21 protein-coding genes are annotated in these 23,845 nt (G+C 58.6%); 10 read left to right on the plus strand and 11 right to left on the minus strand.

Features of this window, described 5'->3' with window-relative positions; translation table 11 throughout:
- The first annotated feature begins 6 nt into the window (after window positions 1-6).
- Window positions 7-501 (plus strand): GreA/GreB family elongation factor, encoded by a 495-nt coding sequence (locus tag PSH97_RS24100; RefSeq protein ID WP_305446970.1) that lies wholly within the window; start codon window positions 7-9, stop codon window positions 499-501.
- Between the two features lie 97 nt (window positions 502-598).
- Here PSH97_RS24100 and ettA read toward each other — a convergent pair whose 3' ends face one another.
- Complete coding sequence (ettA, locus tag PSH97_RS24105) at window positions 599-2,263, minus strand: energy-dependent translational throttle protein EttA (protein ID WP_123721386.1); 1,665 nt, start codon at window positions 2,261-2,263, stop codon at window positions 599-601.
- Window positions 2,264-2,549: 286 nt separating this feature from the next.
- Here ettA and PSH97_RS24110 point away from each other — a divergent pair, with 286 nt between their 5' ends.
- Window positions 2,550-6,398, plus strand: coding sequence for a sensor domain-containing protein (locus PSH97_RS24110; protein WP_305446971.1), 3,849 nt, complete (start codon window positions 2,550-2,552; stop codon window positions 6,396-6,398).
- Between the two features lie 246 nt (window positions 6,399-6,644).
- Window positions 6,645-7,898: a serine hydroxymethyltransferase gene (gene glyA, locus PSH97_RS24115; protein WP_305446972.1), complete on the plus strand. Its 1,254-nt coding sequence runs from the start codon at window positions 6,645-6,647 to the stop codon at window positions 7,896-7,898.
- Between the two features lie 7 nt (window positions 7,899-7,905).
- Here the strand turns inward: glyA and PSH97_RS24120 are convergent, their stop codons facing one another.
- The gene (locus PSH97_RS24120; RefSeq protein ID WP_305446973.1) at window positions 7,906-8,160 is read right to left on the minus strand and encodes a hypothetical protein; all 255 of its coding nucleotides are present in this window, start codon (window positions 8,158-8,160) and stop codon (window positions 7,906-7,908) included.
- Here PSH97_RS24120 and PSH97_RS24125 point away from each other — a divergent pair.
- From PSH97_RS24125 to PSH97_RS24135, 3 genes are all read left to right on the plus strand, one after another.
- Complete coding sequence (locus PSH97_RS24125; protein WP_305446974.1) at window positions 8,159-9,472, plus strand: C4-dicarboxylate transporter DctA; 1,314 nt, start codon at window positions 8,159-8,161, stop codon at window positions 9,470-9,472. The genes PSH97_RS24120 and PSH97_RS24125 overlap by 2 nt on opposite strands.
- Before the next feature lie 67 nt (window positions 9,473-9,539).
- On the plus strand, window positions 9,540-10,244 hold the full coding sequence (locus tag PSH97_RS24130; protein WP_305446975.1) for a FadR/GntR family transcriptional regulator: 705 nt from the start codon (window positions 9,540-9,542) through the stop codon (window positions 10,242-10,244).
- 26 nt (window positions 10,245-10,270) lie between these two features.
- A complete protein-coding gene (locus tag PSH97_RS24135) occupies window positions 10,271-10,981 on the plus strand; it encodes a GntR family transcriptional regulator (protein WP_305446976.1) in 711 nt (236 codons plus the stop codon).
- A 97-nt stretch (window positions 10,982-11,078) separates the two neighbouring features.
- Here PSH97_RS24135 and yjiA read toward each other — a convergent pair whose 3' ends face one another.
- The 3 genes from yjiA to PSH97_RS24150 form a co-directional block, all read right to left on the minus strand.
- The gene (yjiA, locus tag PSH97_RS24140) at window positions 11,079-12,050 is read right to left on the minus strand and encodes a GTPase (protein ID WP_305446977.1); all 972 of its coding nucleotides are present in this window, start codon (window positions 12,048-12,050) and stop codon (window positions 11,079-11,081) included.
- A 165-nt stretch (window positions 12,051-12,215) separates the two neighbouring features.
- Complete coding sequence (locus PSH97_RS24145; protein WP_048396475.1) at window positions 12,216-12,413, minus strand: YbdD/YjiX family protein; 198 nt, start codon at window positions 12,411-12,413, stop codon at window positions 12,216-12,218.
- Window positions 12,414-12,428: 15 nt separating this feature from the next.
- On the minus strand, window positions 12,429-14,495 hold the full coding sequence (locus tag PSH97_RS24150; protein WP_305446978.1) for a carbon starvation CstA family protein: 2,067 nt from the start codon (window positions 14,493-14,495) through the stop codon (window positions 12,429-12,431).
- 158 nt (window positions 14,496-14,653) lie between these two features.
- Here PSH97_RS24150 and PSH97_RS24155 point away from each other — a divergent pair, with 158 nt between their 5' ends.
- Window positions 14,654-15,022 carry a PilZ domain-containing protein gene (locus PSH97_RS24155; RefSeq protein ID WP_305446979.1) on the plus strand — a complete coding sequence of 123 codons (369 nt, stop codon included), beginning with the start codon at window positions 14,654-14,656 and terminating at the stop codon, window positions 15,020-15,022.
- 129 nt (window positions 15,023-15,151) lie between these two features.
- Here the strand turns inward: PSH97_RS24155 and radA are convergent, their stop codons facing one another.
- From radA to katB, 3 genes are read right to left on the minus strand one after another with little or no spacing between them, the layout of a single operon-like run.
- Window positions 15,152-16,519 (minus strand): DNA repair protein RadA, encoded by a 1,368-nt coding sequence (gene radA, locus PSH97_RS24160; RefSeq protein ID WP_007895270.1) that lies wholly within the window; start codon window positions 16,517-16,519, stop codon window positions 15,152-15,154.
- A 45-nt stretch (window positions 16,520-16,564) separates the two neighbouring features.
- On the minus strand, window positions 16,565-17,119 hold the full coding sequence (locus PSH97_RS24165) for an ankyrin repeat domain-containing protein (protein WP_305446980.1): 555 nt from the start codon (window positions 17,117-17,119) through the stop codon (window positions 16,565-16,567).
- A gap of 57 nt (window positions 17,120-17,176) precedes the next feature.
- Window positions 17,177-18,718 (minus strand): catalase KatB, encoded by a 1,542-nt coding sequence (katB, locus tag PSH97_RS24170; protein WP_305446981.1) that lies wholly within the window; start codon window positions 18,716-18,718, stop codon window positions 17,177-17,179.
- A 285-nt stretch (window positions 18,719-19,003) separates the two neighbouring features.
- On the opposite strand from katB, the gene mscL reads away from it, so the two are divergent.
- Window positions 19,004-19,417, plus strand: coding sequence for a large-conductance mechanosensitive channel protein MscL (mscL, locus tag PSH97_RS24175; RefSeq protein WP_305446982.1), 414 nt, complete (start codon window positions 19,004-19,006; stop codon window positions 19,415-19,417).
- A 45-nt stretch (window positions 19,418-19,462) separates the two neighbouring features.
- Here the strand turns inward: mscL and PSH97_RS24180 are convergent, their stop codons facing one another.
- Window positions 19,463-20,239, minus strand: a complete 777-nt coding sequence (locus tag PSH97_RS24180; protein WP_305446983.1) for a ferredoxin--NADP reductase — start codon at window positions 20,237-20,239, stop codon at window positions 19,463-19,465.
- 294 nt (window positions 20,240-20,533) lie between these two features.
- Between PSH97_RS24180 and PSH97_RS24185 the strand changes: the two genes are divergently transcribed.
- Both PSH97_RS24185 and PSH97_RS24190 read left to right on the plus strand, forming a co-directional pair.
- Window positions 20,534-21,241, plus strand: a complete 708-nt coding sequence (locus PSH97_RS24185; protein WP_305446984.1) for an autoinducer binding domain-containing protein — start codon at window positions 20,534-20,536, stop codon at window positions 21,239-21,241.
- A gap of 188 nt (window positions 21,242-21,429) precedes the next feature.
- Window positions 21,430-22,554 carry a methyltransferase gene (locus PSH97_RS24190; RefSeq protein WP_305446985.1) on the plus strand — a complete coding sequence of 375 codons (1,125 nt, stop codon included), beginning with the start codon at window positions 21,430-21,432 and terminating at the stop codon, window positions 22,552-22,554.
- 66 nt (window positions 22,555-22,620) lie between these two features.
- Here the strand turns inward: PSH97_RS24190 and PSH97_RS24195 are convergent, their stop codons facing one another.
- Together PSH97_RS24195 and cydB are read right to left on the minus strand one after the other, a co-directional pair.
- Window positions 22,621-22,788 carry a DUF2474 domain-containing protein gene (locus tag PSH97_RS24195; protein ID WP_305449862.1) on the minus strand — a complete coding sequence of 56 codons (168 nt, stop codon included), beginning with the start codon at window positions 22,786-22,788 and terminating at the stop codon, window positions 22,621-22,623.
- A gap of 49 nt (window positions 22,789-22,837) precedes the next feature.
- Window positions 22,838-23,845, minus strand: a complete 1,008-nt coding sequence (cydB, locus tag PSH97_RS24200) for a cytochrome d ubiquinol oxidase subunit II (RefSeq protein WP_007895284.1) — start codon at window positions 23,843-23,845, stop codon at window positions 22,838-22,840.

Genomic DNA, 23,845 nt, shown 5'->3' on the forward strand with positions numbered 1-23,845 from the left:
AACAGCATGAGTCGCGCCTTCGTCAATGAAGATAACGCTGCTGCGCAAACCGATCAGCCAGTCGAACGGCAGGTCAGCGCGCAGCCCAATTACGTCACGCCAGCCGGTCTTGCGCAGCTTCAGACAAAAGTCGCCGAGCTGCAAAGCCTGCTTGATCAGGAAAGCGCCAAAGGCGACCTGGCCGATAAACAGCGCCAGGCCGATCTCGATCGCGACTGGCGCTACTTCAAGCAGCGCCTGCAAAGCGCCCAAGTGGTCGCGCAAGCCTCCTCGGTCGATAAAGTGCAGATCGGCAACTGGGTGACCTTTGCCGACGAGCACGGTCATGAGCAGCGCGTGCAATTGGTCGGAGAAGACCAGGCGGATGCCGCCCATGGCTTGATCAATTGGAGCTCGCCGCTGGGGCGGGCGTTGCTTGGGGCGCAGGTGGGCGATGAAGTGCTGTGGAAACGCCCGGCGGGGGATTTGGTGATTGAGGTGTTGGCCATCGAGGCGGGGTGACCTTCAGACCGTCTTCGCGGGCAAGCCTCGGTCTTACTGAATACCCATAAAAAAACGGAGCCCCGAAGGCTCCGTTTTTTATGCCACCAACCTGAAATCAGGCCAGTTTTTTGTGCCGTACGCGGTGCGGCTGGGAAGCCGCTTCGCCGAGGCGCTTCTTGCGATCGGCTTCGTACTCGGTGTAGTTGCCTTCGAAGAACACCGCTTGCGAGTCGTCTTCGTACGCCAGGATGTGAGTCGCGACGCGGTCAAGGAACCACCGATCGTGAGAGATCACAATGGCGGCGCCCGGGAAGTCCAGCAAGGCTTCTTCCAGGGAGCGCAGGGTTTCAACGTCGAGGTCGTTGGACGGTTCGTCGAGCAGCAAGACGTTGCCGCCCTCTTTCAGGGTCAGGGCCAAGTGCAAGCGACCACGCTCACCACCGGACAGGTCCTTGACGAATTTCTGCTGATCGCCACCCTTGAAGTTGAAGCGCCCAACGTAGGTGCGCGACGGGATCTCGTAGTTGCCGATGCGAATCTGATCGGAACCGTCGGAGATCTGCTGGAACACAGTCTTGCTGCCATCCAGGTCTTCACGGCTCTGATCGACGCACGCCAGTTGCACGGTTTCGCCGACTTCGATGCTGCCCGAATCCGGTGTTTCCTTGCCCATCAGCATACGGAACAGGGTCGACTTACCGGCACCGTTACCGCCGATCACGCCAACGATGGCGCCTTTAGGCATGGAGAACGACAGGTTGTCGATCAGCACGCGATCGCCGTAGCCCTTGCTGACGTTCTTGAACTCGATGACCTTGTCGCCCAGGCGCGGACCGGCCGGGATGTAGATCTCGTTGGTTTCGCTGCGCTTCTGGAATTCCTGCGATTGCATTTCTTCGAAGCGTTGCAGACGAGCCTTGGATTTGGACTGGCGGGCCTTGGCGCCCTTGCGCACCCACTCCAGCTCTTCCTTCATGGCCTTTTCGTGAGCCGACTGCTGCTTGGATTCGGCCGCCAGACGATCGGACTTGGCTTCGAGCCAACCCGAATAGTTGCCCTCGTACGGGATACCGGCGCCGCGGTCGAGCTCGAGGATCCAGCCTGCAACATTGTCCAGGAAGTAACGGTCGTGCGTGATCGCAACCACGGTGCCCGGGAAATCGTGCAGGAAGTGCTCCAGCCAGGCGACGGAATCGGCGTCCAGGTGGTTGGTCGGTTCGTCGAGCAGCAGCATGTCCGGTGCGGACAACAGCAGGCGGCACAGTGCCACACGACGCTTTTCACCACCGGACAGGAATTCGACCTTGGCATCCCACGCTGGCAGACGCAGCGCATCGGCGGCGACTTCCAGTTGGCGATCCAGGTTGTGACCGTCACTGGCTTGCAGGATGGATTCAAGCTTGGCCTGTTCAGCGGCCAGTTTGTCAAAGTCTGCATCCGGTTCTGCGTAGGCCGCGTAAACCTCGTCCAGGCGCGCCTGAGCGTCCTTGATCACGCTGACCGCTTCCTCGACCACTTCACGAACGGTCTTGGTCGGGTCCAGGATCGGTTCTTGCGGCAGGTAGCCAATGTTCAGGTCCGGCATCGGACGAGCTTCACCGTCGAACTCGGTATCGACGCCAGCCATGATTTTCAGCAGCGTGGATTTACCCGAACCGTTGAGACCGAGTACGCCGATTTTGGCGCCAGGGAAGAACGACAGCGAAATGTTTTTCAGGATTTCCCGCTTCGGCGGAACAACTTTGCCCAGCCGATGCATGGTGAAGACGTATTGAGCCATGGAGAACCTTGGGTCAGTGACTGATGAATGATTGGAGCGCAGGCGATGCCCGGCCAGGCCATGCGCGTCGTTCGTTTGATGGGTATCAAAGCGTGCGCGCTGAAAAAAACCTGATTCTAGGAGCTGGAACGCTCCCGCGTAACCGGCAAAGCTACCTTATTGATAGAAGGCAGTCCAGCCGAGTGGGACTGGCACTTAGCCACAACTCAAGGCATGCTAGCCGCCCTTCGGGCGTCCGGCTTATAGTGCACGTCGCGCCAGTCCAGCCAAACCGCAGGATTACAGTTTGTCTAATGTCTCTCCGCCATCGTCCGTGAGCGCACTCAATCCTGCGACCGGCTCGCCCCTGCGCGGTACCTTGAAGGGCGCGCTGGCGACCCTCGTGCTGTTGCTGCTCGCACTGCTGTTCTGGCAGCTGCTGGATCAGCTTCGCGAAACCCAGAAAAACCAGCGCCAGTACACCATCGACTACTCCGCCGATCTGGCTGCGCAAGTCAGCCTTAACATGGCGCTCAATGCCCAGATCGCCCTTAATCTGCTACCGATCATCGAACAACCGCAAAGCGCCGACGAACAGCAGGCGTTGCTGCGCAAACTGCAGCAATCGCTGCCCGACCTGCGCAGCCTGGCGCTGCTCAGTCCCTCCGGAAAAATCCTCAGCGACAGTGCCGCCGACAGCCCCGACGCCCATTACCTGAGCGAACTGGTTCAACGCAGCCGCGCCCAAGCCCACTATTTCAGCAATGCCGACGACGGTTCGGTGGTGCACCTGCTCCTGCATCAGGCCAGTGGCAGCAGCCGCGGTTATTGGGCCCTGCGTCTGACACCGACATTTTTCTCCTCACTGACCAAACAGGGCGACGTCGGCATTCGCCCCCTGTGGCTGGTGGAAAACCGCATCAATCATCAGATCATCAGCCGCGATGACGTCCAGCCCTCGGCCAAACCGGCCATGCTGACAGCCGACGAACTGGCCAACAGCGTGCTGACAGTCCCTCTGAGCAGCAGCGATTGGCAATTGCGCGGGCTGTTCGACCGCCAACGGGTGCTCGAACAACTGCTGCCGGCGTTCATCGGCAAATGCCTGCTGGGCCTGGCCTTTTCCCTGTTGCCGTTCATTGCGCTGCTGAACATTCGGCGCCGTCAACGCCAACTGCATGAAGGCCGCCGACGCTATCAGGACATTTTCGAAGGTACCGGCGTTGCGCTGTGTGTGCTCGACCTGTCCGGGCTCAAAAGTGTTTTCGACAATGCTCAACTCAACAGCAGCGGGCAGCTGAAGGCCTGGCTCGAGACACCGGAACAACGCCAGGAACTGCTGCAGGAACTGCATATCACCGAGGTCAACCAGGTCGCCCTGCAACTGCTCAATGTCGATTCCTGCGAGCAGGCCTGGAAACTGCTGATCGACGGCTGCCCCTTGAATTGCACGGCCATCGGCAATCAAGTGCTCGAGGCGGTGCTCCACCAGCAGAAACAGCTTGAGCTGGAAATCAAGCTCCAGGATGCCAATGGCCGTGATCAGCACCTGTGGCTGGTGCTGCGCCTGCCGGAAGATCAGGCCGACTATAAAGCGGTGATCCTGAGCATCAGCGACATCACCAGTCGCAAGCTCATCGAATTGTCGCTGCTGGAGCGTGAAGGGTTCTGGTCCGATGTGGTGCGCACCGTACCGGATCACCTGTATGTGCAGGACGTGATCAGCCAGCGGATGATCTTCAGCAACCATCATCTGGGGCAAACGCTGGGTTACAACCGCACCGAATTGCACCAGATGGGCGAGTACTTCTGGGAAATCCTCTTGAACCCCGAGGATGCCGACTACTACCACCGATCACGCCAGTCCCAACGTCACGCCGGTTACACCCAACTGATGCAATGCCAGCTGCGCTTCCGCCATCGCGATGGCAAATGGCGGCGTTTCGACATTCGCGAACAGGCCTTGGCGCGAGACAAGCACGATCAAGTCACGCGCATCATCGGCGTGGCCAAGGACATCACCGAGCAAATCGAAGCCAGTGAGTCCCTGCGCGACAGCGAGCAGCGTTACCGGATGCTCGCCGAAAGCATCAGTGACGTGATTTTCTCCACCGACAGCAAGATGTCGCTCAACTACGTCAGCCCCTCGGTGCAAGCCGTGCTGGGCTTCGACGCCGACTGGATATTCCAGAACGGCTGGCAATCGACCATCGCCAACCCGCAACAACTGACCGGCATCTACAGCCTGATGGACCGGGTCAGCAAAGCGCTGGATAAACCCGAACAACTGGCGCTGCTGCGCAGTCAGGTGCAGACCCAGCTGTTTCTGTTCGACTGCCTGCGGGCCGACGGACGCAAGATCCCCATCGAGCTGCGTCTGGTACTGGTCTGGGACGAACACGGCGCCTTCGAAGGCGTGCTCGGGGTTGGCCGCGACATCAGCCAGCAACGTCGGGCCGAGAAAGACCTGCGCATGGCGGCCACGGTATTCGAGCACTCGACCTCGGCGATTCTGATCACTGACCCGGCGGGCTACATCGTCCAGGCCAACGAGGCTTTCAGTCGCGTCAGCGGCTATGCGGTGGCCCAGGTCCTCGACCAGTTGCCGAACATGCTCACTGTCGACGAGCAGCAGGAAGCCCATCTGCGCTATGTGCTCAAGCAATTGCATCAACACAGCACATGGGAAGGCGAAGTCTGGCTCAAACGCCGCAATGGCGAGCATTACCCGGCCTGGGTCGGGATTACGGCGGTGCTTGACGACGAAGGCGATCTGGCCAGTTACGTGTGTTTCTTCAGCGACATCAGCGAGCGCAAGGCCAGTGAGCAACGGATTCACCGCCTCGCCTATTACGACGCCCTGACCCACCTGCCCAACCGCACGCTGTTCCAGGATCGCCTGCACACCGCGCTGCAATCGGCCGAACGGCAGAAGTCCTGGGTGGTGCTGATGTTCCTCGACCTGGACCGTTTCAAGCCGATCAACGACTCCCTGGGCCATGCCGCCGGCGACCGCATGCTCAAGGAAATGGCCACGCGCCTGCTCGGCTGCGTCGACGATGACGACACCGTGGCGCGCATGGGCGGCGATGAATTCACCCTGCTGCTGCAACCGCGGGTCAACCGGGAGATCGCGCTGAACCGGGCGATTCACGTGGCCGAACAGATCCTCGCCAGCCTGGTGAAACCGTTCGTGCTGGAAGGCCGCGAGTTCTTTGTTACCGCCAGTATCGGCATCGCCCTGAGCCCTCAGGACGGCAGCGAACTCAGTCAGCTGATGAAGAACGCCGACACCGCGATGTACCACGCCAAGGAGCGCGGCAAGAACAACTTCCAGTTCTATCAGGCCGACATGAACGCCAGCGCCCTGGAGCGTCTGGAGCTGGAAAGCGACTTGCGCCATGCCCTGGAGCAAAACGAATTTGTGCTGTACTACCAGCCGCAATTCAGTGGCGACGGCAAGCGTCTGACCGGCGCCGAAGCCCTGCTGCGCTGGCGCCACCCGCGACGCGGCCTGGTGCCGCCGGGGGATTTCATTCCGGTGCTCGAAGAGCTCGGGCTGGTGGTGGATGTCGGCGACTGGGTGATCAGCGAAGCCTGCCGTCAGCTCAAGACCTGGCATCAGGCCAAGGTGCGGGTGCCGAAAGTCTCGGTGAATATCTCGGCCCGGCAGTTCTCCGACGGGCAACTGGGCACGCGGATCGCCACCATTCTCAAGGAAACCGGCCTGCCGCCGGCGTGCCTGGAGCTGGAGTTGACTGAAAGTATCCTGATGCGCGAAGTCAGCGAGGCGATGCAGATTCTCGCCGGGTTGAAAAACCTCGGCCTGAGCATTGCGGTCGACGACTTCGGCACCGGCTACTCATCGCTCAACTACCTCAAGCAATTCCCGATCGACGTGCTGAAAATCGACCGCACCTTCGTCGATGGCCTGCCCTCGGGTGAACAGGATGCGCAAATTGCCCGGGCGATCATCGCCATGGCCCACAGCCTCAATCTGGCGGTGATCGCCGAGGGCGTGGAAACCCACGAGCAGCTCGACTTCCTGCGTGAGCATGGTTGCGATGAGGTTCAGGGGTATCTGTTCGGCCGTCCGATGCCGGCCAGCCGGTTCGAAGCGCAATTCAGCAATGATGCGTTGTTCATGTTCGACTGAGTTTCAGAGTGCTGCGGACGGCCCCATCGCGGGCAAGCCCGCTCCCACAGTTTTTTGGGTGAACCCAAGATTTTTGACCACTGAAGATCCCTGTGGGAGCGGGCTTGCCCGCGATGAGGGCCGCACGATCACCGCTGATCCCGTCATGAAGCCCACTTGTCTGCGACATGATGTCCTTTCATATGCCATCTAAAAGCGGTTGGGTTAGAATGCCTCCCTTTTCTGCCCCGATCCTTGAGGACCGCCATGTTCAGCCGTGATTTGACTATTGCCAAGTTCGACGCCGACCTTTTTGCCGCCATGGAGCAAGAAGCTCAGCGCCAGGAAGAACACATTGAGCTGATCGCTTCGGAAAACTACACCAGCCCTGCGGTGATGGAAGCTCAAGGCTCGGTACTGACCAACAAGTACGCCGAAGGTTACCCGGGCAAGCGCTACTACGGCGGTTGCGAGTTCGTCGACATCGTCGAACAACTGGCCATCGACCGCGCCAAAGAGCTGTTCGGCGCCGATTACGCCAACGTTCAGCCGCACGCCGGTTCGCAAGCCAACAGCGCCGTTTACCTGGCCCTGCTGCAAGCAGGCGACACCATCCTGGGCATGAGCCTGGCTCACGGCGGTCACCTGACCCACGGTGCCAGCGTTTCGTCCTCCGGCAAGCTGTACAACGCTGTTCAGTACGGCATCGACGCCAACGGCCTGATCGACTACGACGAAGTCGAGCGTCTGGCGGTTGAGCACAAGCCAAAAATGATCGTGGCCGGTTTCTCTGCCTACTCGCAGATCCTCGACTTCCCGCGTTTCCGCGAAATCGCTGACAAAGTTGGCGCTTACCTGTTCGTCGACATGGCTCACGTGGCCGGTCTGGTCGCCGCTGGCGTCTACCCGAACCCGGTTCCATTCGCTGACGTCGTGACCACCACCACGCACAAGACCCTGCGCGGTCCACGTGGCGGCCTGATCCTGGCTCGCGCCAACGCCGACATCGAGAAGAAGCTGAACTCCGCGGTATTCCCGGGCGCCCAAGGCGGCCCGCTGGAACACGTCATCGCTGCCAAGGCGATCTGCTTCAAGGAAGCGCTGCAGCCTGAGTTCAAGGCCTACCAGCAACAAGTGGTGAAAAACGCCCAGGCCATGGCCGGCGTGTTCATCGAGCGCGGTTTCGACGTGGTATCGGGCGGTACTCAGAACCACCTGTTCCTGCTGTCGCTGATCAAGCAGGAAATCTCCGGTAAAGACGCCGACGCCGCGCTGGGCAAAGCGTTCATCACCGTGAACAAGAACTCGGTACCGAACGATCCACGCTCCCCGTTCGTCACCTCCGGTCTGCGTTTTGGTACTCCGGCTGTGACCACTCGCGGCTTCAAGGAAGCAGAGTGCAAAGAACTGGCCGGCTGGATCTGCGACATCCTGGCAGATCTTTCCAACGAAGCGGTGATCGACGCCGTTCGTGAGAAGGTCAAGGCTATCTGCAAGAAACTGCCGGTATACGGCGCTTAATTGCCCGCTAAACCGCAGCAATGAAAAAACCGGCCAGTGATGGCCGGTTTTTTTTCGTCTGCCATAAAACATACAGATCAACGAGATCAGCCCAACCGGTCAGACCGGTCATGCCAATTTTGTTATTTCCACTTGTAATCCTGAAAAAACCCAGCGTAGACTGCGCCTGCACTGGACATACCGGTAAGACCACAATAATTAAGTCCTGAATCTGATGCGCCCGGCGCACGGCAGCCAGGACACCGACCAGGACTCCTCCCATGCTCAGATGGTGCTCGCGCTCAATCTTTCTTCAAGTGGTTCTCGGACTGGTGCTCGGCATCGTCTGCGGGCTGGCCCTTCCCGAATATTCCGCCCAGCTCAAACCTCTCGGCGACGGTTTCATCAAACTGATCAAGATGCTCATCGGGCTGATCGTGTTCTGCGTGGTAGTCAGCGGCATCAGCGGTGCCGGCGACTTGAAGAAGGTCGGACGCATCGGCCTGAAATCGGTGATCTACTTCGAAATACTGACCACCATCGCCTTGGTGATTGGCCTGGTGTTCGCCTTCACGACCGGCATCGGCAGCGGTGCGAACATTCACCTGGACCAGCTCTCCGCCGCCGACATTGGCGACATCGCCCAGCGCGGTCAGCACATGCAAACCACCACCCAGTTCCTGATGAATCTGATCCCGACTTCGGTGATCGGCGCCTTCGCGGAAAACAACATTCTGCAAGTCCTGCTGTTTTCGGTGCTGTTCGGCAGTGCGCTGAACCTGGTGGGCGAAGCGGCGTCGGGTATTTCCCGGCTGATCAATGAGCTGAGCCACGTGATCTTCCGCATCATGGGCATGATCGTGCGCCTGGCGCCGATCGGCGTATTCGGCGCCATCGCCTTCACCACCAGCAAATATGGCCTGGATTCGTTGCAGCATTTGGGTAGTCTGGTCGGTCTTTTCTACATGACCTGCGTGGCCTTCGTGGCACTGATTCTCGGCCTGGTGATGCGCCTTTCGGGCCTGAAGATGTGGCCGTTGCTCAAGTACCTGCGCGAAGAATTGCTGATTGTCATGGGCACCGCTTCTTCCGACGCCGTGCTGCCACAAATCATGCGCAAGCTTGAGCATCTGGGCATCGGCAGCTCCACGGTCGGGCTGGTGATTCCGACCGGGTACTCGTTCAACCTTGATGGTTTTTCGATCTATCTGACCCTGGCCATCGTGTTCATCGCCAATGCCACCGGCACGCCGCTGGCCATGACTGACCTGCTGACGATTCTGCTGGTGTCGCTGATCACCTCCAAAGGTGCCCACGGAATTCCCGGCTCGGCGCTGGTGATTCTCGCGGCGACACTGACGGCGATCCCGGCGATTCCGGTGGTCGGCCTGGTGCTTGTATTGGCCGTGGACTGGTTCATGGGCATCGGCCGGGCGTTGACCAACCTGATCGGCAACTGCGTCGCCACCGTAGCCATCGCCCGCTGGGAAAAAGATATCGATATCCAACGGGCACACAAGGTGCTGTCCGGCCAGCAGGGTTATACCTTCCAGCCGAGAAAACCGGTTGCCCCGGCGCACCAGCAGGAATTTTGAATAATCGTCGTGCCTGCCCGAGGGCAGGCACAGCCATCAATCGTTATGGATGCTCATGGAGCGAACCGTGATTACCTCGTCAACCGTTGTAAATTCAGTGGTAGAAAAACTTCGGGCCGCTCTGGCCCGTGGTCAGTGGCGTTCCGGCGAAATGTTGCCGGGCCAGCGTGAACTGGCCGAACAATTAGGCATCAGTCGCCCGAGCCTGCGCGAAGCGGTCATCGTGCTGGAAACCCTCGGGCTGGTGCGTTCCATGCCGGGCAAAGGCGTGGTGGTGCTGGAGGCCAGTCTCAGCGACAGCCAAAGCCACGACAGCGCGGTAGCCGGGGCCAGCCTGGAAGACGTGCTGCAACTGCGCTACACCCTCGAACCGTTCATCGTCGGCCTGGTGGCGCAGTCCATCAGCAGCAAGGAAGTCGGGCAGCTGCGTCTGACCCTGATGGACATGCGCGAAGCCCTTGAGGCCAACGACAGCGAGGCCGGCGTGAACGCCTACATCGCGTTCCACGAGGAGCTGTTCGCCCTGACCTCGAACCCGATTTTCCAGAGCGTGGTGCAGCAGACCAGCAACGCCCTCAAGCAAAGCGCCGACGTGCTGCGCAATTCGCCGGAGCATCTGGCTGAACGCCTTGAAGAAAACGAAGCCGTGGTGCGAGCGATCCGCAGCAAGAACAGCGCCCAGGCCAGCGCCGAGATGCGCCGGCACATCCTTCGGGAAGGCCAACGGATGGGCATCGAATTGAACATCCCGGACGACCACCTCGGCAGTTGACCCCCTCTTTGAACTGGAGACAGGCCATGAACAGCTTCGCCTCACCACAGATATTCACTGCCCTGCCCTTCTCCCGAACCGACACCGGGAAACCCCCAGCGGATGATCTGTATTCACGGATCTTCGACGCTATTCTCGAACAGCGCATCCATGCAGCCAGTCGTTTTACTGAAGACAGCCTGGCGCAGAGGTTCAGCGCTCGACGCAGTGATATTCGTGGCGTGCTGACGCAGCTGTCTCATCAGCAGATCATTGTCCTTCGCCCCCATCATCGCCCCCGAGTCGCCGCGCCCGATGCCGAGCAGATTCGGCAGACGCTGCATGCCCGACGGCTGACCGAAATCACGCTGGTCCGACTGGCCTGCCAGCAACCTCGTGCGCAAGACTTGAAACGCCTGCGCGCCTTGATCGACAGCGAACGCCAATGCACGGCGCGTGGTCCGGCTATTCGATTGTCAGGGGAGTTTCACCTGCAACTGGCCGAAATGGCGGGGAACGCACCGTTGGCGCATTTTCTTGGCAGTCTAGTGCCGCTAACCTCGCTGGCGATTGCGCGATCTGGCGAGAAGACGCGCATTTGTTGCGCGTGGCAGGAGCATCTGACAATTGTCGATGCGGTAGAGCGTAGGGATGCTGCAAAGGCGATCATGTTAATGAGCCGGCATTCGGATCATCTTGAGCGAATATTGCTGAATTCCGGTGATATCCCCAGCCTGGATTGTTGTGTTGCCGGTTAAATCGCTATCGCGGGCAAGCCCGCTCCCACAGGTTCACCGCTGACCTTGTGGGAGCGGGCTTGCCCGCGATGGCGTCAACACTGACCCTACAGACGTTTCAACCTGCCCCCACCCGCGCAAATCCCTCGCGAATCTTCTCTTCCGGCAAATCATCGGCAATGAACACGATCACGCTTTCGCGTGTTTCATCATCGGCCCATTCCGTATCCCAGTCGAAACCATACAACTTCAACACGCCTTGAAACACCATGCGCCGCGGCTCGCCAAGGATGTTCAAGACACCTTTGTAGCGCAGCAGTTGCTTACCATGTTCTTCCAGCAGTTCGTTCATGAACTCACTGAGTTTGTCGATATCCAGGGGCTTGTCAGTGCGCAACACCAGGCTGGAGATACGGTCGATGGACGGTGCCTTGCTCACAGGACGCAGACTCACGCCACCACCGAGGTCGGCATTGAGGTTGAAGCCGCGCACGTCGAGCAATTCAGCCAGGTCGATCTTGCCGTGCTCGACCAGGCGAATCGGTGCGCGGCGGTTGATGCGGGTCAGGCGCTCGCTGAGGGCGGTGAAGGTCGGCTCGTCCACCAGATCCCGTTTGCTCACCAGCAAGCGGTCAGCAAAGCCGATCTGCGCCTGGGCGATGGTCTGGGTCAGGTGATGTTCAGCATGTTTGGCGTCGACCAGGGTGATGATGCCATCGAGGATGTAGCGCTCGCGCAGCTCTTCGTCGATGAAGAAGGTTTGCGCTACAGGGGCAGGGTCAGCCAGACCGGTGCATTCGATGACCAGACGATCGAAGGCGATTTCGCCGCTGTCCAGGCGTTCGAGCAGCAGGTACAACGCTTTGGTCAAATCGGTGTGGATGGTGCAACAGACGCAGCCGTTGGACAGCGTCATCACTTGCACCGGCTCGTCGCCCAACAATTGAGTGTCGATACCGGCGTCACTGAATTCGTTTTCGATCACAGCGATTTTCAGGCCGTGCTCGGCTTTAAGCAGATAGCGCAGCAGCGTGGTCTTTCCCGCGCCGAGAAAGCCGCTGAGGATTGTTACTGGAATGGGAGAGGACAAACGCAAGTCTCCTGTTTTCACAAAATTGAAAAATAAACACAAAACAAATGTGGGAGCGGGCTTGCCCGCGATAGCGACTTACCATTCAACAATAATGCTGACTGATAGTACGTCATCGCGGGCAAGCCCGCTCCCACAGTGAATTGCATCAACCTGGCTGTCGGGTCAACAGCACTTCGGTCCACCCTTGCCACCGTAACGGGCTTCCTGACGCTCGCGAAAGAACATCTCGTAGCTCATCAGCGGTTTGTCCGGGTGTTTGGTTTGCATATGCTCGACGTAGTTGTCGTAGTCGGGCATGCCGACCATCAGGCGCGCGGCCTGACCGAGGTATTTACCGAGGCGACTCAGGTCATTGAACATGGTGCAATCCTCAGGTTACGCATCCGGCTGAGCCTGGAACGGCGATTCTTTGTCCGTACGTTCTTTGGTACCCCAGGCGGCAATGCCGACTTTGAGCGCATAGAACAGGATGCTGAACACCACGAACAGGAACAGCGCGGTCAGCGTTGCGTTGGTGTAGGCGTTGTAGATTACATGCTGCATCTGCTCGATGCTCTTGGCCGGGGCCAGAATCTGCCCATTGGCCAACGCATCGCTGTATTTCTTCGCCAGCGACAGGAAGCCGATTGCCGGGTTGGCGTCGAACAGCTTGATGAAGCCTGCGGTGGTGGTGCAGATCAGCAGCCAAACCGCTGGCAGCATGGTCACCCAGATGTAGCGTTGGCGTTTCATTTTGATCAGCACGACGGTTGCCAGCATCAGCGCGATACCCGCCAGCATCTGGTTGGAGATGCCGAACAGTGGCCACAAGGTGTTGATGCCACCCAGCGGATCGATCACGCCTTGATACAGCAGGTAACCCCACATCGCAACACAACCGGCGGTGGCGATCAGGTTGGCGGTCCAGGATTCGGTGCGTTTCAGCGCCGGAACAAAGGAACCGAGCAAATCCTGCAGCATGAAACGCCCGGCACGGGTGCCAGCGTCGACCGCGGTCAGGATGAACAGCGCTTCGAACAGGATCGCGAAGTGGTACCAGAACGCCATAGTGTTTTCACCCGGCAGCACACTGTGCAGGATCTGCGCAATACCGACCGCCAGGGTCGGCGCACCACCGGCACGGGCCAGGATGGTGGTTTCACCGATGTCCTTGGCCACCGCTTGCAGGGCTTCCGGGGTAATCGCAAAACCCCAGCCACTGACGACTTGTGCCACAGCCACCACGTCACCACCGACGACCGCCGCCGGGCTGTTCATGGCGAAGTACACGCCTGGCTCGATCACTGAAGCGGCAACCATTGCCATGATCGCCACGAAGGACTCCATCAGCATGCCGCCGTAACCGATGTAACGAGCGTTAACCTCGTTATCGAGCAGTTTCGGCGTGGTGCCGGAGGAGATCAGTGCGTGGAAACCGGACACCGCGCCACAGGCGATGGTGATGAACAGGAACGGGAACAGACCGCCCTTCCACACCGGCCCGGTGCCGTCGATGAACTGGGTCAATGCCGGCATTTTCAGCTCGGGCATGGTGATCAGAATGCCGATCGCCAGCGCAACGATGGTGCCGATTTTGAGGAAGGTGGACAGGTAATCACGAGGGGCGAGGATCAGCCACACCGGCAACACCGCCGCCACAAAACCGTAGCCAATGAGCATCCAGGTGATCTGGACCCCGGTAAAGCTGAACGCCTTGGCCCACACCGGGTCAGCGGCAATCTGCCCGCCCAGCCAGATCGAACCCAGCAGCAACGCCACGCCGATCACCGAGATCTCACCGATGCGACCCGGGCGGATGTAGCGCATGTAAATGCCCATGAACATCGCGATCGGGATGGTCGCCATCACCGTGAAAATACCCCACGGGCTTTCGGCCAGGGCCTTGACCACGATCAGCGCCAGCACCGCGAGGATGATGATCATGATCAGGAAGCAGCCAAACAGCGCGATGGTCCCGGGGATGCGGCCCATTTCTTCACGGACCATGTCGCCCAGGGAGCGACCGTTGCGGCGGGTGGACATGAACAGGACCATGAAGTCCTGAACCGCACCGGCCAGCACCACGCCGGCAATCAGCCACAGCGTACCGGGCAGGTAGCCCATCTGCGCCGCCAAGACCGGGCCGACCAGAGGCCCTGCGCCAGCGATGGCCGCAAAGTGGTGTCCGAAAAGGATGTGTTTGTTGGTCGGCACGTAGTCCAGACCGTCATTGTTGAGCACGGCTGGGGTAGCCCGACGCGGATCGAGTTGCATCACATTATTAGCGATGAACAGGCTGTAGTAGCGGTACGCGACCAGATAAATGGCCACGGCGGCGACCACAATCCACAAGGCGTTGATCGCCTCGCCTCGGCGCAATGCCACTACGCCCAGGGCGCACGCTCCCAGGATTGCCAGCAGCAGCCAGGGTAAGTGGCGTAGCAGGCTATTATTATTTTTCATTTTATGATTCCAGCCAGAGTGGACAAGAAAGACAGCCATCCGGAGTTTAGCGCTACTGACGACAAAGGCCATACCCCGACATTGATCCAGAGCCTGTCTTTGCTGGCAGGCTTTAACAATGCGGGTCTATAGTCAGCGGACATTCAGAGGATTGCGCCATGAGTGACCACCCTGCTGATCGCCGCCGCTTCAAACGTATTGCGTTCGATGCCCGAACCGAGCTGAGCCAGGGGGAATTCATCTGGCCGGTGAAGCTGATTGACCTGTCACTCAAGGGGCTGCTTATCGAGAAGCCCGAGCCGTGGCTGGGTAATCCAGACTGGCATTTCCTGGTTGATATTCATCTTAACGAAGACGTCGAGATCAAGATGGATGTGATGTTGACCCACGATGACCATGATCAACTCGGGTTTGTCTGCAAACACATCAGCCTGGAATCGATTGAACGCCTGCGGCGATTGATCGAGTTCAACCTGGGCGATCCCCAGGAGTTGGAGCGGGAACTGGGCGCACTCATCGAAATCTGACGACACGACGCAACACCTGTGGGAGCCGGGCTTGCCCGCGATGGCGATTTTAGTCCCACCACAAATGTCGACTGACAAACCGCTATCGCGGGCAAGCCCGGCTCCCACAGGATTGTGTGTTGCTTGCAGCTATTCGAACAACGCGTCCAGCGCCTGTTCGAGACGAGTCACGGCAATAATTTGCAACCCTGGCGGTGCCTCTTTCGGCGCGTTGCCCTTGGGCACGATGGCGCGCTTGAAGCCGTGCTTCGCCGCCTCTTTCAAGCGTTCCTGGCCACTGGGCACCGGGCGCACTTCACCCGACAAGCCGACTTCGCCGAACACCAGCAGATCATGGGGCAGTGGCCGGTTGCGCAAACTGGACATGACCGCCGCCATCAGCGCCAGGTCAGAAGCGGTTTCCAGCACCTTCACCCCACCGACCACGTTGAGGAACACATCCTGATCGTGAGTCGGGATGCCGCCATGGCGATGCAACACCGCCAACAACATGGCCAAGCGATTCTGATCCAGACCGAGTGTTACCCGGCGTGGGTTGGCCATATGGCTGTCGTCCACCAACGCCTGCACTTCCACCAGCATCGGCCGGGTGCCTTCCCACGTGGCCATGACCACGCTGCCCGGGACTTCTTCCTGGGCGCGAGTCAGAAAAATCGCCGAGGGATTGGATACTTCTTTCAAGCCCTTGTCGGTCATACCGAACACGCCCAATTCATTCACCGCACCGAAACGGTTTTTTACCGCCCGCAGCAGACGCAGGCGGCCATCGGATTCGCCTTCGAAATACAGAACGGTGTCGACCATGTGTTCCAGCACTCGAGGGCCGGCCAGTGCGCCTTCTTTGGTGACATGGCCCACGAGAAAAATCGCCGTGCCGCTTTGTTTCGCGTAACGCACCAGCAACGCCGCGCTTTCGCGAACCTGGGAGACGCCACCCGGTGCCGATTGCAGCTGCTCGGTGAAAATCGTCTGAATCGAGTCGATCACCATCACCTTGGGCTTTTCCTGCCTGGCCGTGGCGATGATGGTTTCGATGCAGGTTTCGGTCATCACCCGCAGCTGATCCTGAGGCAAGCCCAGCCGCCGGGCGCGCATGGCCACTTGTTGCTGGGACTCTTCGCCGGTGACATACAGCGCCGGCATGCTCTTGGCGAGGTTGCACAAGGTTTGCAACAAAATGGTCGACTTGCCGATACCCGGATCACCACCGATCAACACCACCGAGCCATCCACCAGGCCGCCGCCCAGAACGCGATCCAGCTCACTGGACGCCGTGGAGAAACGCGGAATCTCTTCAACGCTGACTTCGGCCAGGGTCTTGATCTGCGCCTGCTGGCCGGTCCAACCGGTGCGACCACTGGGGGCTGCGGCGCCGCCGCTCTCGACCATGGTTTCAGTCAGCGTGTTCCAGGCCCCGCATTCGCCGCACTGGCCGGCCCACTTGGGAAAGGTTGAGCCACACTCGGTGCAGCCGTACATGCGCTTGGCCTTGGCCATCTGAACTCCCGGCAAAAACCGCGATGATAGCTCAGCTCACGCGGATCAGCGCGGCGCCGCCGTACGGATTTCACCGCTGGCCAGACGCGCGGCACTATTGCCCAGCGGATCTTCGGCATTCATGTCTGCCCCTTTGGCCTTGAGTGCGTCCAGCAACTCGACGCGCTTGAACAAGCCGGCATACATCGCGGCAGTCTGTCCCGCGCCGTTACGTTGGTCGGGGCTGCACTGGGCGGTCAGCAAGGTCCTGGCGATCTGCACTTCGCCTTTGAAAATCGCGCCCATCAACGCCGTATTACCGCGTTGATCCTGAGCGCAGGCATCCGCCCCGGCAGCGAGCAAACGCCCCACTGCAGCGCTCTGGCCATGATAGGCAGCCAGAATCAGCGCGGTGTAACCCTTGCTGTCGCGGGTATCGAGGGAATAGCCGGCCTCGATGAAAGTCTCGAGCATGGGCACATCGCCGCGTCGAGCGGCATCGAAGTAGTAATCCTGTATTTGGGCTCTCAACTGCGCAGGGTCCTTCGAGACTGGCGCATCAGGCCCGGCGAACACGCTGAACGACACGCACGCCAGAAACACCGACAGATAAAAACGCATGGCGCAACTCCTTGATCAGACAGGACCTCGCATGAGGTCCCGCTTCAGGCAGATGGATCAGTCGACCAGTTTGGCCGCCAGCGCCTTGACCCGAGCCAGATCACCCTTGGCTACTTTGGCCACCCCGGTCCCGTATTCCGGGTCGGCCTTGTAAAGAAAGGACAGGATGATGTGCTTGCTCTCGTCATCGGTGGTGGCCAGCGAGCCACCGAAGCTGTCGATCAGGTCCTGACGTTCCTTCGGGTTGAACGAGCGATACAGATCGCCAGCTTGCTTGAAGTTCTGCTCACGCTGAATCTTCGCCTGCTGCGTGCTGCCCGACAGGGCCGACTGGCTGTAACGCGCGGTTTGCGGTTCTTCACGGGCCAGCAGGCGACTTGGCTGGTAATTCACGCCTGTGCTGCTGGCGCCGATGTTCATTGCGCCATCCTGATTACCGTTGTTCACGGCGATTTTGGGTGCATTGATCGGCAACTGCAGAGCGTTGGCCCCCAGACGATACAGTTGGGTATCGGCATACGAGAACACTCGACCTTGCAGTAAGCGATCTTCCGAAGGTTCGATACCCGGAACTAAATTGGCCGGTGCCATGGCCACTTGTTCGGTTTCCTGGAAAACATTCGCCGGATTACGGTTCAACACCATTTGTCCAACTTTCCGTTCAGGCACACCGGGCCAGATCTTGGTCGCGTCCAATGGATCGAAATCAAACTTGGACAAGTCTTGAGGATTTAGAACCTGGATGTACAAGTCCCATTTCGGGAAGTCACCCTTGTTAATATGTGACACCAAGTCGTTAGTCATATGACTGTAGTCTTGGCCTTGAACACCCGTCACTTCTTTAGGGTCGAGGTTTTTTATCCCCTGCAAACTTTTCCAGTGAAACTTTACATAGTGCACATCGCCTTTGGCATTAACCAACTTGTAGGCATGCACACTATTGCCGTCCATTTCCCGATAACTGGCCGGCGTGCCGGAGTTGGAATACAACTCGGTCAAGGTACGAGTGGCTTCCGGAACATGGGAGAAAAAGTCGAAACGACGGGAATCGTCGTCGAGGTTGGTACGCGGATCCGGCTTGAAGGCGTGGACCATGTCTGGAAACTTGATCGCGTCACGGATGAAAAAGGTCGGAAAATTGTTGCCGACCAGGTCCCAGTTGCCGTCTGCAGTGTAGAACTTGGTGGCGAACCCCCGCGGATCACGCAAGGTTTCCGGGGAATGGTTGCCATGGACCACAGCGGAGAAACGCACAAATACCGGCGTACTTTGGCCGCTGGCAAATACCTTGGCCTTGGTCAGGTCGCTGAGGTCGTCGGTCACGGTGAACGTGCCATGGGCGCCCGTGCCACGGGCATGCACCACGCGTTCGGGAATGCGTTCACGGTCAAAACGCTGGAGTTTCTGGATCAGTTGCACGTCTTGCAGCAGCACCGGCCCCGTCGCACCAGCAGTTTGCGAGTTCTGGTTGTCGCCGACGGCGGCCCCGTTATCGCGGGTCAAGGTCGCAGCATTGACGGAGAAGGACAGCAGGCTGGCGGTCAGAACGCCAAACGTACGACGGTGGGGAAAAGCCCCGAGGCCGAGGGGAGTTATCATGGAAGTTTCCTCTGATTTTATAAGGCGCATCCAGGTGCGCCCTACAGAGGCTAGTGACCCAAAGACCAAAACATAAATAGAAATCCCGCACCGAGGCGATAGAGAAAAGGTTCTGGAAAGCCCGGTCTAGAGCGGGTAATCGCGCGCGACTGGTGGCACTTTGTAAACTAATTGCCGGAAGATGTGTCGATAAGAGCGAGCATTGTAAGACGGTGTTTCGAGCATGAGCCGTTTTGCTGACTTACACTGCGTTCACCAACCTCATCTGTAACAAGGAAATAACCTATGGGCGTGATAAGTGAGTTCAAGGCCTTCGCGGTCAAAGGTAATGTGGTCGACATGGCCGTGGGTATTATCATCGGCGCGGCCTTCGGCAAAATCGTTTCGTCGTTTGTCGGCGACGTGGTGATGCCGCCAATTGGCTTGCTGATCGGTGGTGTGGACTTCAGTGACCTGGCCGTTACGCTCAAGGCTGGCAATGGTGAAGTCCCGGCGGTGATGCTGGCCTACGGTAAGTTCATCCAGAGCCTGATCGACTTTATCATCGTCGCCTTCGCGATCTTCATGGGCGTCAAGGCCATCAACCGTCTGAAACGCGAAGAGGCCGTGGCGCCAACCCTGCCGCCGGTGCCGACCAAGGAAGAAGAGCTGCTGGAGGAGATTCGCGATCTGCTCAAGGCCCAGAACAATCAGCCCTGATGACTGATTACCCGGCACAAACGGCGCCTTCGGGGCGCCGTTTGTTTACCAGTAGTTTTCCACCGCCACTTGGCCGGGACGTCGACTGAGGCTCAAGTGCATGTCCCGTTGCTTGAGCAATTTGCGCGTGTCATCGATCATCTGTGGATTACCGCAGAGCATCACCCGCGAATGCTCGGCTGTCAGCGCTACACCGGCTGTCCGCTCCAGCTCGCCACTTTCCATGAGTGTCGTGATCCGCCCATTCAAGGCACCCGAATGCTGCTCGCGGGTAACGGTGGCGATGAATTGCAGCTTGTGCGCGTACTCGGCCAGATAATCACGCTGCGCCAGCCCCGCAATCAGCTCCTGATACGCCAGCTCCCGCGCTTCGCGCACGCTGTAAACCAGGATGATTCGTTCAAATCTCTCCCAAACCTCGAAGTCCTGCAGGATCGACAGAAACGGCGCCAGCCCCGTGCCTGTGGATAACAACCAGAGGTCACGGCCATCGACGAAGCGATCCAACGTCAGATAACCAAAGGCTTGGCGATCAACCAGCAGCGTATCGCCGACTTCCAGTCGACTCAGTTCACTGGTGAACTCCCCTCCCGGCACAACAATAGAGAAGAACTCCAGATACTCGTCATAGGGTGACGAGACCATGGAATAAGCTCGCCACACCGTGCTGCCATCTGCCTTGGTCACGCCTAGTCGGGCGAATTGTCCTGCGCGAAAACGAAAGCCTGGATCTCTGGTGGTCCGCAGAGTGAACAGATTCGGAGTCAACGGCCGGACTTCAAGCAGCATTTGGCGCGTGAATTTTTCTGCACTGGCAGTCATGGCTCGCTCCCTTCGACATATGACGCCCAGTGTCCCGCAAAGCGGGCTGCGTAAACACCGGTGATTTGTAATGGCTTTCGTACACGCTCACTAATAATGTAATCAACATATACCAACAGCCGTTTGATCCTGTTTCTTTTAGAGTAACAAACCTAAGAACCGGTTATGCAGTCGCCTGCCTCTTAAAGAGCGAAAAATTCGAGCACGCACGTAGGAATTCTCCTACACTGCGAAACGTGCAGGATCTTGGATCCAATTAGCACCAATTCAAGTAAGTCCGAATGGAGTTACCCAATGAAAGTGTGGAAGGAATCACAGTTAACGCAGCTTTCTTACGCTCAGACAATAGAGACCGCGTACGAGATTGCCCTCAATCTCGTTAAAAACCTTGGCTTTAATTTCTGTGCCTTTTCAATAACATCTCAAACAAGGGGGATACCCCACAACAGGATCCAGCTGAATAATTACCCCGCAGAATGGAACACGAAGTATGAGCAAGAGCACTTCAGTGAAGTCGACCCGATACTAGCCCATTGCAATCATTCCGAATTACCGATTGTTTGGCAGAAGGAGGTCTTCTCCAAGACACCGATGCTGTGGCAAGCACAAGAAAAACAAGGTTTGCGCTATGGCTGGTCCCAATCCGTTCATGATCAGAACGGTCTTTGCAGCATGTTGAGCCTGGCGAGAAGCCACTGCCCGATTACTACGCACGATCTGTATCAGAATCTGGGCTACGCGATGTTCATCAGCCGTCACCTGCATGGGCTTGTCGCCAAAGAGCTGCCTGCGCCTTCAAAACCGGGGACCGTGAATTTATCATCCCGAGAAGTCGAGGTATTGAAATATTCAGCCGACGGCAAGACAGCAGGCGAGATCGCGATCATCCTCAATTTGAGTGAAAGCACGGTACAGTTCCATATTCGCGGCGCCATCCGAAAATTCGGTGTAAACAACAAGATTGCGGCGGTCATCAAAGCCGCGAGAGTGGGCGCCATCTGAATCTGTTTGAATCCGGTAATCCCCGCGAGTAATCCAAGCGAAAAAAACGTACCATTTGCGATCCATCCTGAGTGATGCCATGTGAAACTCCATGACGCAGTCCATTCGGATGGTTCGCCCGCTACAAGCCCCTGAGCGGCGGGCCACTCCTTGATTATCCTCCGTTGACTACCCAGAGCCCCCGCCTCATGCCTCTGCTCGAAACCCCCTTCGCTCAACTCGATCTGATCCGCCAGCCAGAACAGCAGAACGAACCGTTGCAAGCATTTGATGCCGCAGACGAATACCCGCTGACTCATCTGGCCGAGCAACAACCGGCAGCCGATACTCGTGTGCTGGTGCTCAACGACAGCTTCGGTGCTTTGGCCGCCAGCCTGGTGGGCAAGGTTCGGGTGACCAGTAGCGGCGATTCGTTTCTGGCCTTTCAGGGGCTGGAAAAAAACCTGATACGCAACGGTCAGGCGTTTGATGCGGTGCCGAGGGTTCCGGCCAGCGAAGCGTTCGTCGGCCCGTTTGACCGGGTATTGATCCGGGTACCGAAAACCCTGGCTTTGCTGGAAGAGCAACTGATCCGGTTACAGGGTCAACTGGCTCCCGGCGCTCAAGTGATTGCGGCCGCGATGGTGAAGCATTTGCCACGCGCTGCGGGCGATCTGCTGGAGCGTTACATCGGTCCGGTGCAAGCCTCGCTGGCCGTGAAGAAGGCTCGGTTGCTGATCGCCACAGCCGAAGCCAAAGCCCCTGCTGTCTCCCCTTACCCGACCCGCTATCGACTCGACACGCCTGCGATCGAACTGCTCAATCACGCCAATGTGTTCTGCCGCGAAGGGCTGGATATCGGCACGCGAGCATTCTTGCCGCACTTACCGAAGAACCTCGGCGCAGCGCGGGTGGCGGATCTCGGATGTGGCAACGGCGTGTTGGCGATTGCCAGTGCCCTGCAAAATCCTGAGGCGCACTACACGCTGGTGGATGAGTCATTCATGGCCGTGCAATCGGCCGCTGAAAACTGGCGCGCGGCGCTGGGTGATCGTGACGTGATCGTGCGGGCCGGCGATGGTTTGGCTGAGCAGGAACCGCAATCTCTGGACGTGGTGTTGTGCAATCCGCCATTTCATCAACAACAAGTGGTCGGCGATTTCCTGGCCTGGCGGATGTTCCAGCAAGCGCGTGAATCGTTGGTGGTGGGCGGCGCGCTGTACATCGTCGGCAATCGTCACCTGGGCTATCACAGCAAGCTGGCGCGGTTGTTCCGCGGCGTTGAGCAAGTCGCGGCCACCCCCAAGTTCGTCATTCTCAAAGCACGTAAATAAAAGCGAAAAAAAACCCTCCACCAGGAGGGTCATAAATCCGTGCCGCAAGGCAACGGGATGGGAATTTCAGTGGGTGCTCAAACCGGCGGCATTCATGAACATGCGCATCAGCGAGGCCACAATGAACAGTGCCAAGACGCTGCCGGTCCAGATCATCGCCAGCCAGCCGAGTCGCTGCCAGAGCGGCTTTTTCTCGGCTGCTTCAATTTCCTGCAAATCAGGTTTGCCAGCCATCATCGTGATCTCCTCTGCAACGGCGCCGGTAATCCTGCGCCGTAGTCGGCTAGTGGTAACCGTCTTCGTGGGTGACCTTGCCGCGGAATACGTAGTAGCTCCAGAAGGTGTAACCCAGGATGAACGGGATGATGAACAGCGTGCCCACCAGCATGAAGCCCTGGCTTTGCGGCGGTGCGGCAGCGTCCCAGATCGAGATCGACGGCGGTACGATGTTCGGCCACAGGCTGATCCCCAGACCGCTGTAGCCGAGGAAGATCAGCACCAGGGTCAACAGGAATGGCGTGTAGTGCGCATTGCGCGCCACCGCGCGAATCAGACCGTACAGGGTCACCAGCACCAGAATCGGCACTGGCAAGAACCAGAACAGGTTCGGCAGGGTAAACCAGCGTGCTGCGATCTCGGCGTGGGCCAACGGCGTCCAGATGCTGACGATGCCTATCACCGCCAGCAATACGAAGGCCAATGGCCGCGCCAGGTCATGCATCTGCTCCTGCAATTTGCCTTCGGTTTTCATGATCAGCCAGGTGCAACCGAGCAACGCATAGGCCACCACCAGCGCCGCGCCACAGAACATTGTGAACGGCGTCAGCCAGTCGAGTGAACCACCGGCAAACTGACGATTGACCACCGGTAGCCCATCGATGAACGCACCCAACGCCACGCCCTGGAAAAACGTTGCGGCGATCGAGCCACCGATGAATGCCTTGTCCCAGAGGTGACGCTTGTCGTCCTTGGCCTTGAAGCGGAACTCAAAGGCCACACCGCGAAAAATCAGCCCGATCAGCATAAAAATCAGCGGCAGGTACAGCGCCGAGAGCACCACCGAATAGGCCAGCGGGAAAGCGCCGAACAATGCCGCACCGCCCAATACCAGCCATGTTTCGTTGCCGTCCCAGACCGGGGCGACGGTGTTCATCATGACGTCACGATCGCTCTTGCCCTTGATGAACGGGAAAAGAATCCCGATCCCCAGGTCGAAACCGTCCATGACCACATACATCATGATGCCGAAGATGATGATCACGGCCCAGATCAGCGGAAGATCAATACCCAT

Source organism: Pseudomonas cucumis, assembly GCF_030687935.1.
Lineage (GTDB): Bacteria > Pseudomonadota > Gammaproteobacteria > Pseudomonadales > Pseudomonadaceae > Aquipseudomonas > Aquipseudomonas cucumis.

Coding starts and splice junctions, on each gene's coding strand:
- PSH97_RS24100 (WP_305446970.1), top strand. CDS start 7: ATGAGTCGCGCCTTCGTCAATGAAGATAACGCTGCTGCGCAAACCGAT.
- PSH97_RS24185 (WP_305446984.1), top strand. CDS start 20,534: ATGAAAGTGTGGAAGGAATCACAGTTAACGCAGCTTTCTTACGCTCAG.
- PSH97_RS24180 (WP_305446983.1), bottom strand. CDS start 20,239: ATGACTGCCAGTGCAGAAAAATTCACGCGCCAAATGCTGCTTGAAGTC.
- PSH97_RS24120 (WP_305446973.1), bottom strand. CDS start 8,160: ATGGGAGGAGTCCTGGTCGGTGTCCTGGCTGCCGTGCGCCGGGCGCAT.
- PSH97_RS24155 (WP_305446979.1), top strand. CDS start 14,654: ATGAGTGACCACCCTGCTGATCGCCGCCGCTTCAAACGTATTGCGTTC.
- katB (WP_305446981.1), bottom strand. CDS start 18,718: ATGATAACTCCCCTCGGCCTCGGGGCTTTTCCCCACCGTCGTACGTTT.
- mscL (WP_305446982.1), top strand. CDS start 19,004: ATGGGCGTGATAAGTGAGTTCAAGGCCTTCGCGGTCAAAGGTAATGTG.
- PSH97_RS24145 (WP_048396475.1), bottom strand. CDS start 12,413: ATGTTCAATGACCTGAGTCGCCTCGGTAAATACCTCGGTCAGGCCGCG.
- PSH97_RS24195 (WP_305449862.1), bottom strand. CDS start 22,788: ATGGCTGGCAAACCTGATTTGCAGGAAATTGAAGCAGCCGAGAAAAAG.
- cydB (WP_007895284.1), bottom strand. CDS start 23,845: ATGGGTATTGATCTTCCGCTGATCTGGGCCGTGATCATCATCTTCGGC.
- glyA (WP_305446972.1), top strand. CDS start 6,645: ATGTTCAGCCGTGATTTGACTATTGCCAAGTTCGACGCCGACCTTTTT.
- PSH97_RS24165 (WP_305446980.1), bottom strand. CDS start 17,119: ATGCGTTTTTATCTGTCGGTGTTTCTGGCGTGCGTGTCGTTCAGCGTG.
- radA (WP_007895270.1), bottom strand. CDS start 16,519: ATGGCCAAGGCCAAGCGCATGTACGGCTGCACCGAGTGTGGCTCAACC.
- PSH97_RS24150 (WP_305446978.1), bottom strand. CDS start 14,495: ATGAAAAATAATAATAGCCTGCTACGCCACTTACCCTGGCTGCTGCTG.
- PSH97_RS24135 (WP_305446976.1), top strand. CDS start 10,271: ATGAACAGCTTCGCCTCACCACAGATATTCACTGCCCTGCCCTTCTCC.
- ettA (WP_123721386.1), bottom strand. CDS start 2,263: ATGGCTCAATACGTCTTCACCATGCATCGGCTGGGCAAAGTTGTTCCG.
- PSH97_RS24125 (WP_305446974.1), top strand. CDS start 8,159: ATGCTCAGATGGTGCTCGCGCTCAATCTTTCTTCAAGTGGTTCTCGGA.
- PSH97_RS24190 (WP_305446985.1), top strand. CDS start 21,430: ATGCCTCTGCTCGAAACCCCCTTCGCTCAACTCGATCTGATCCGCCAG.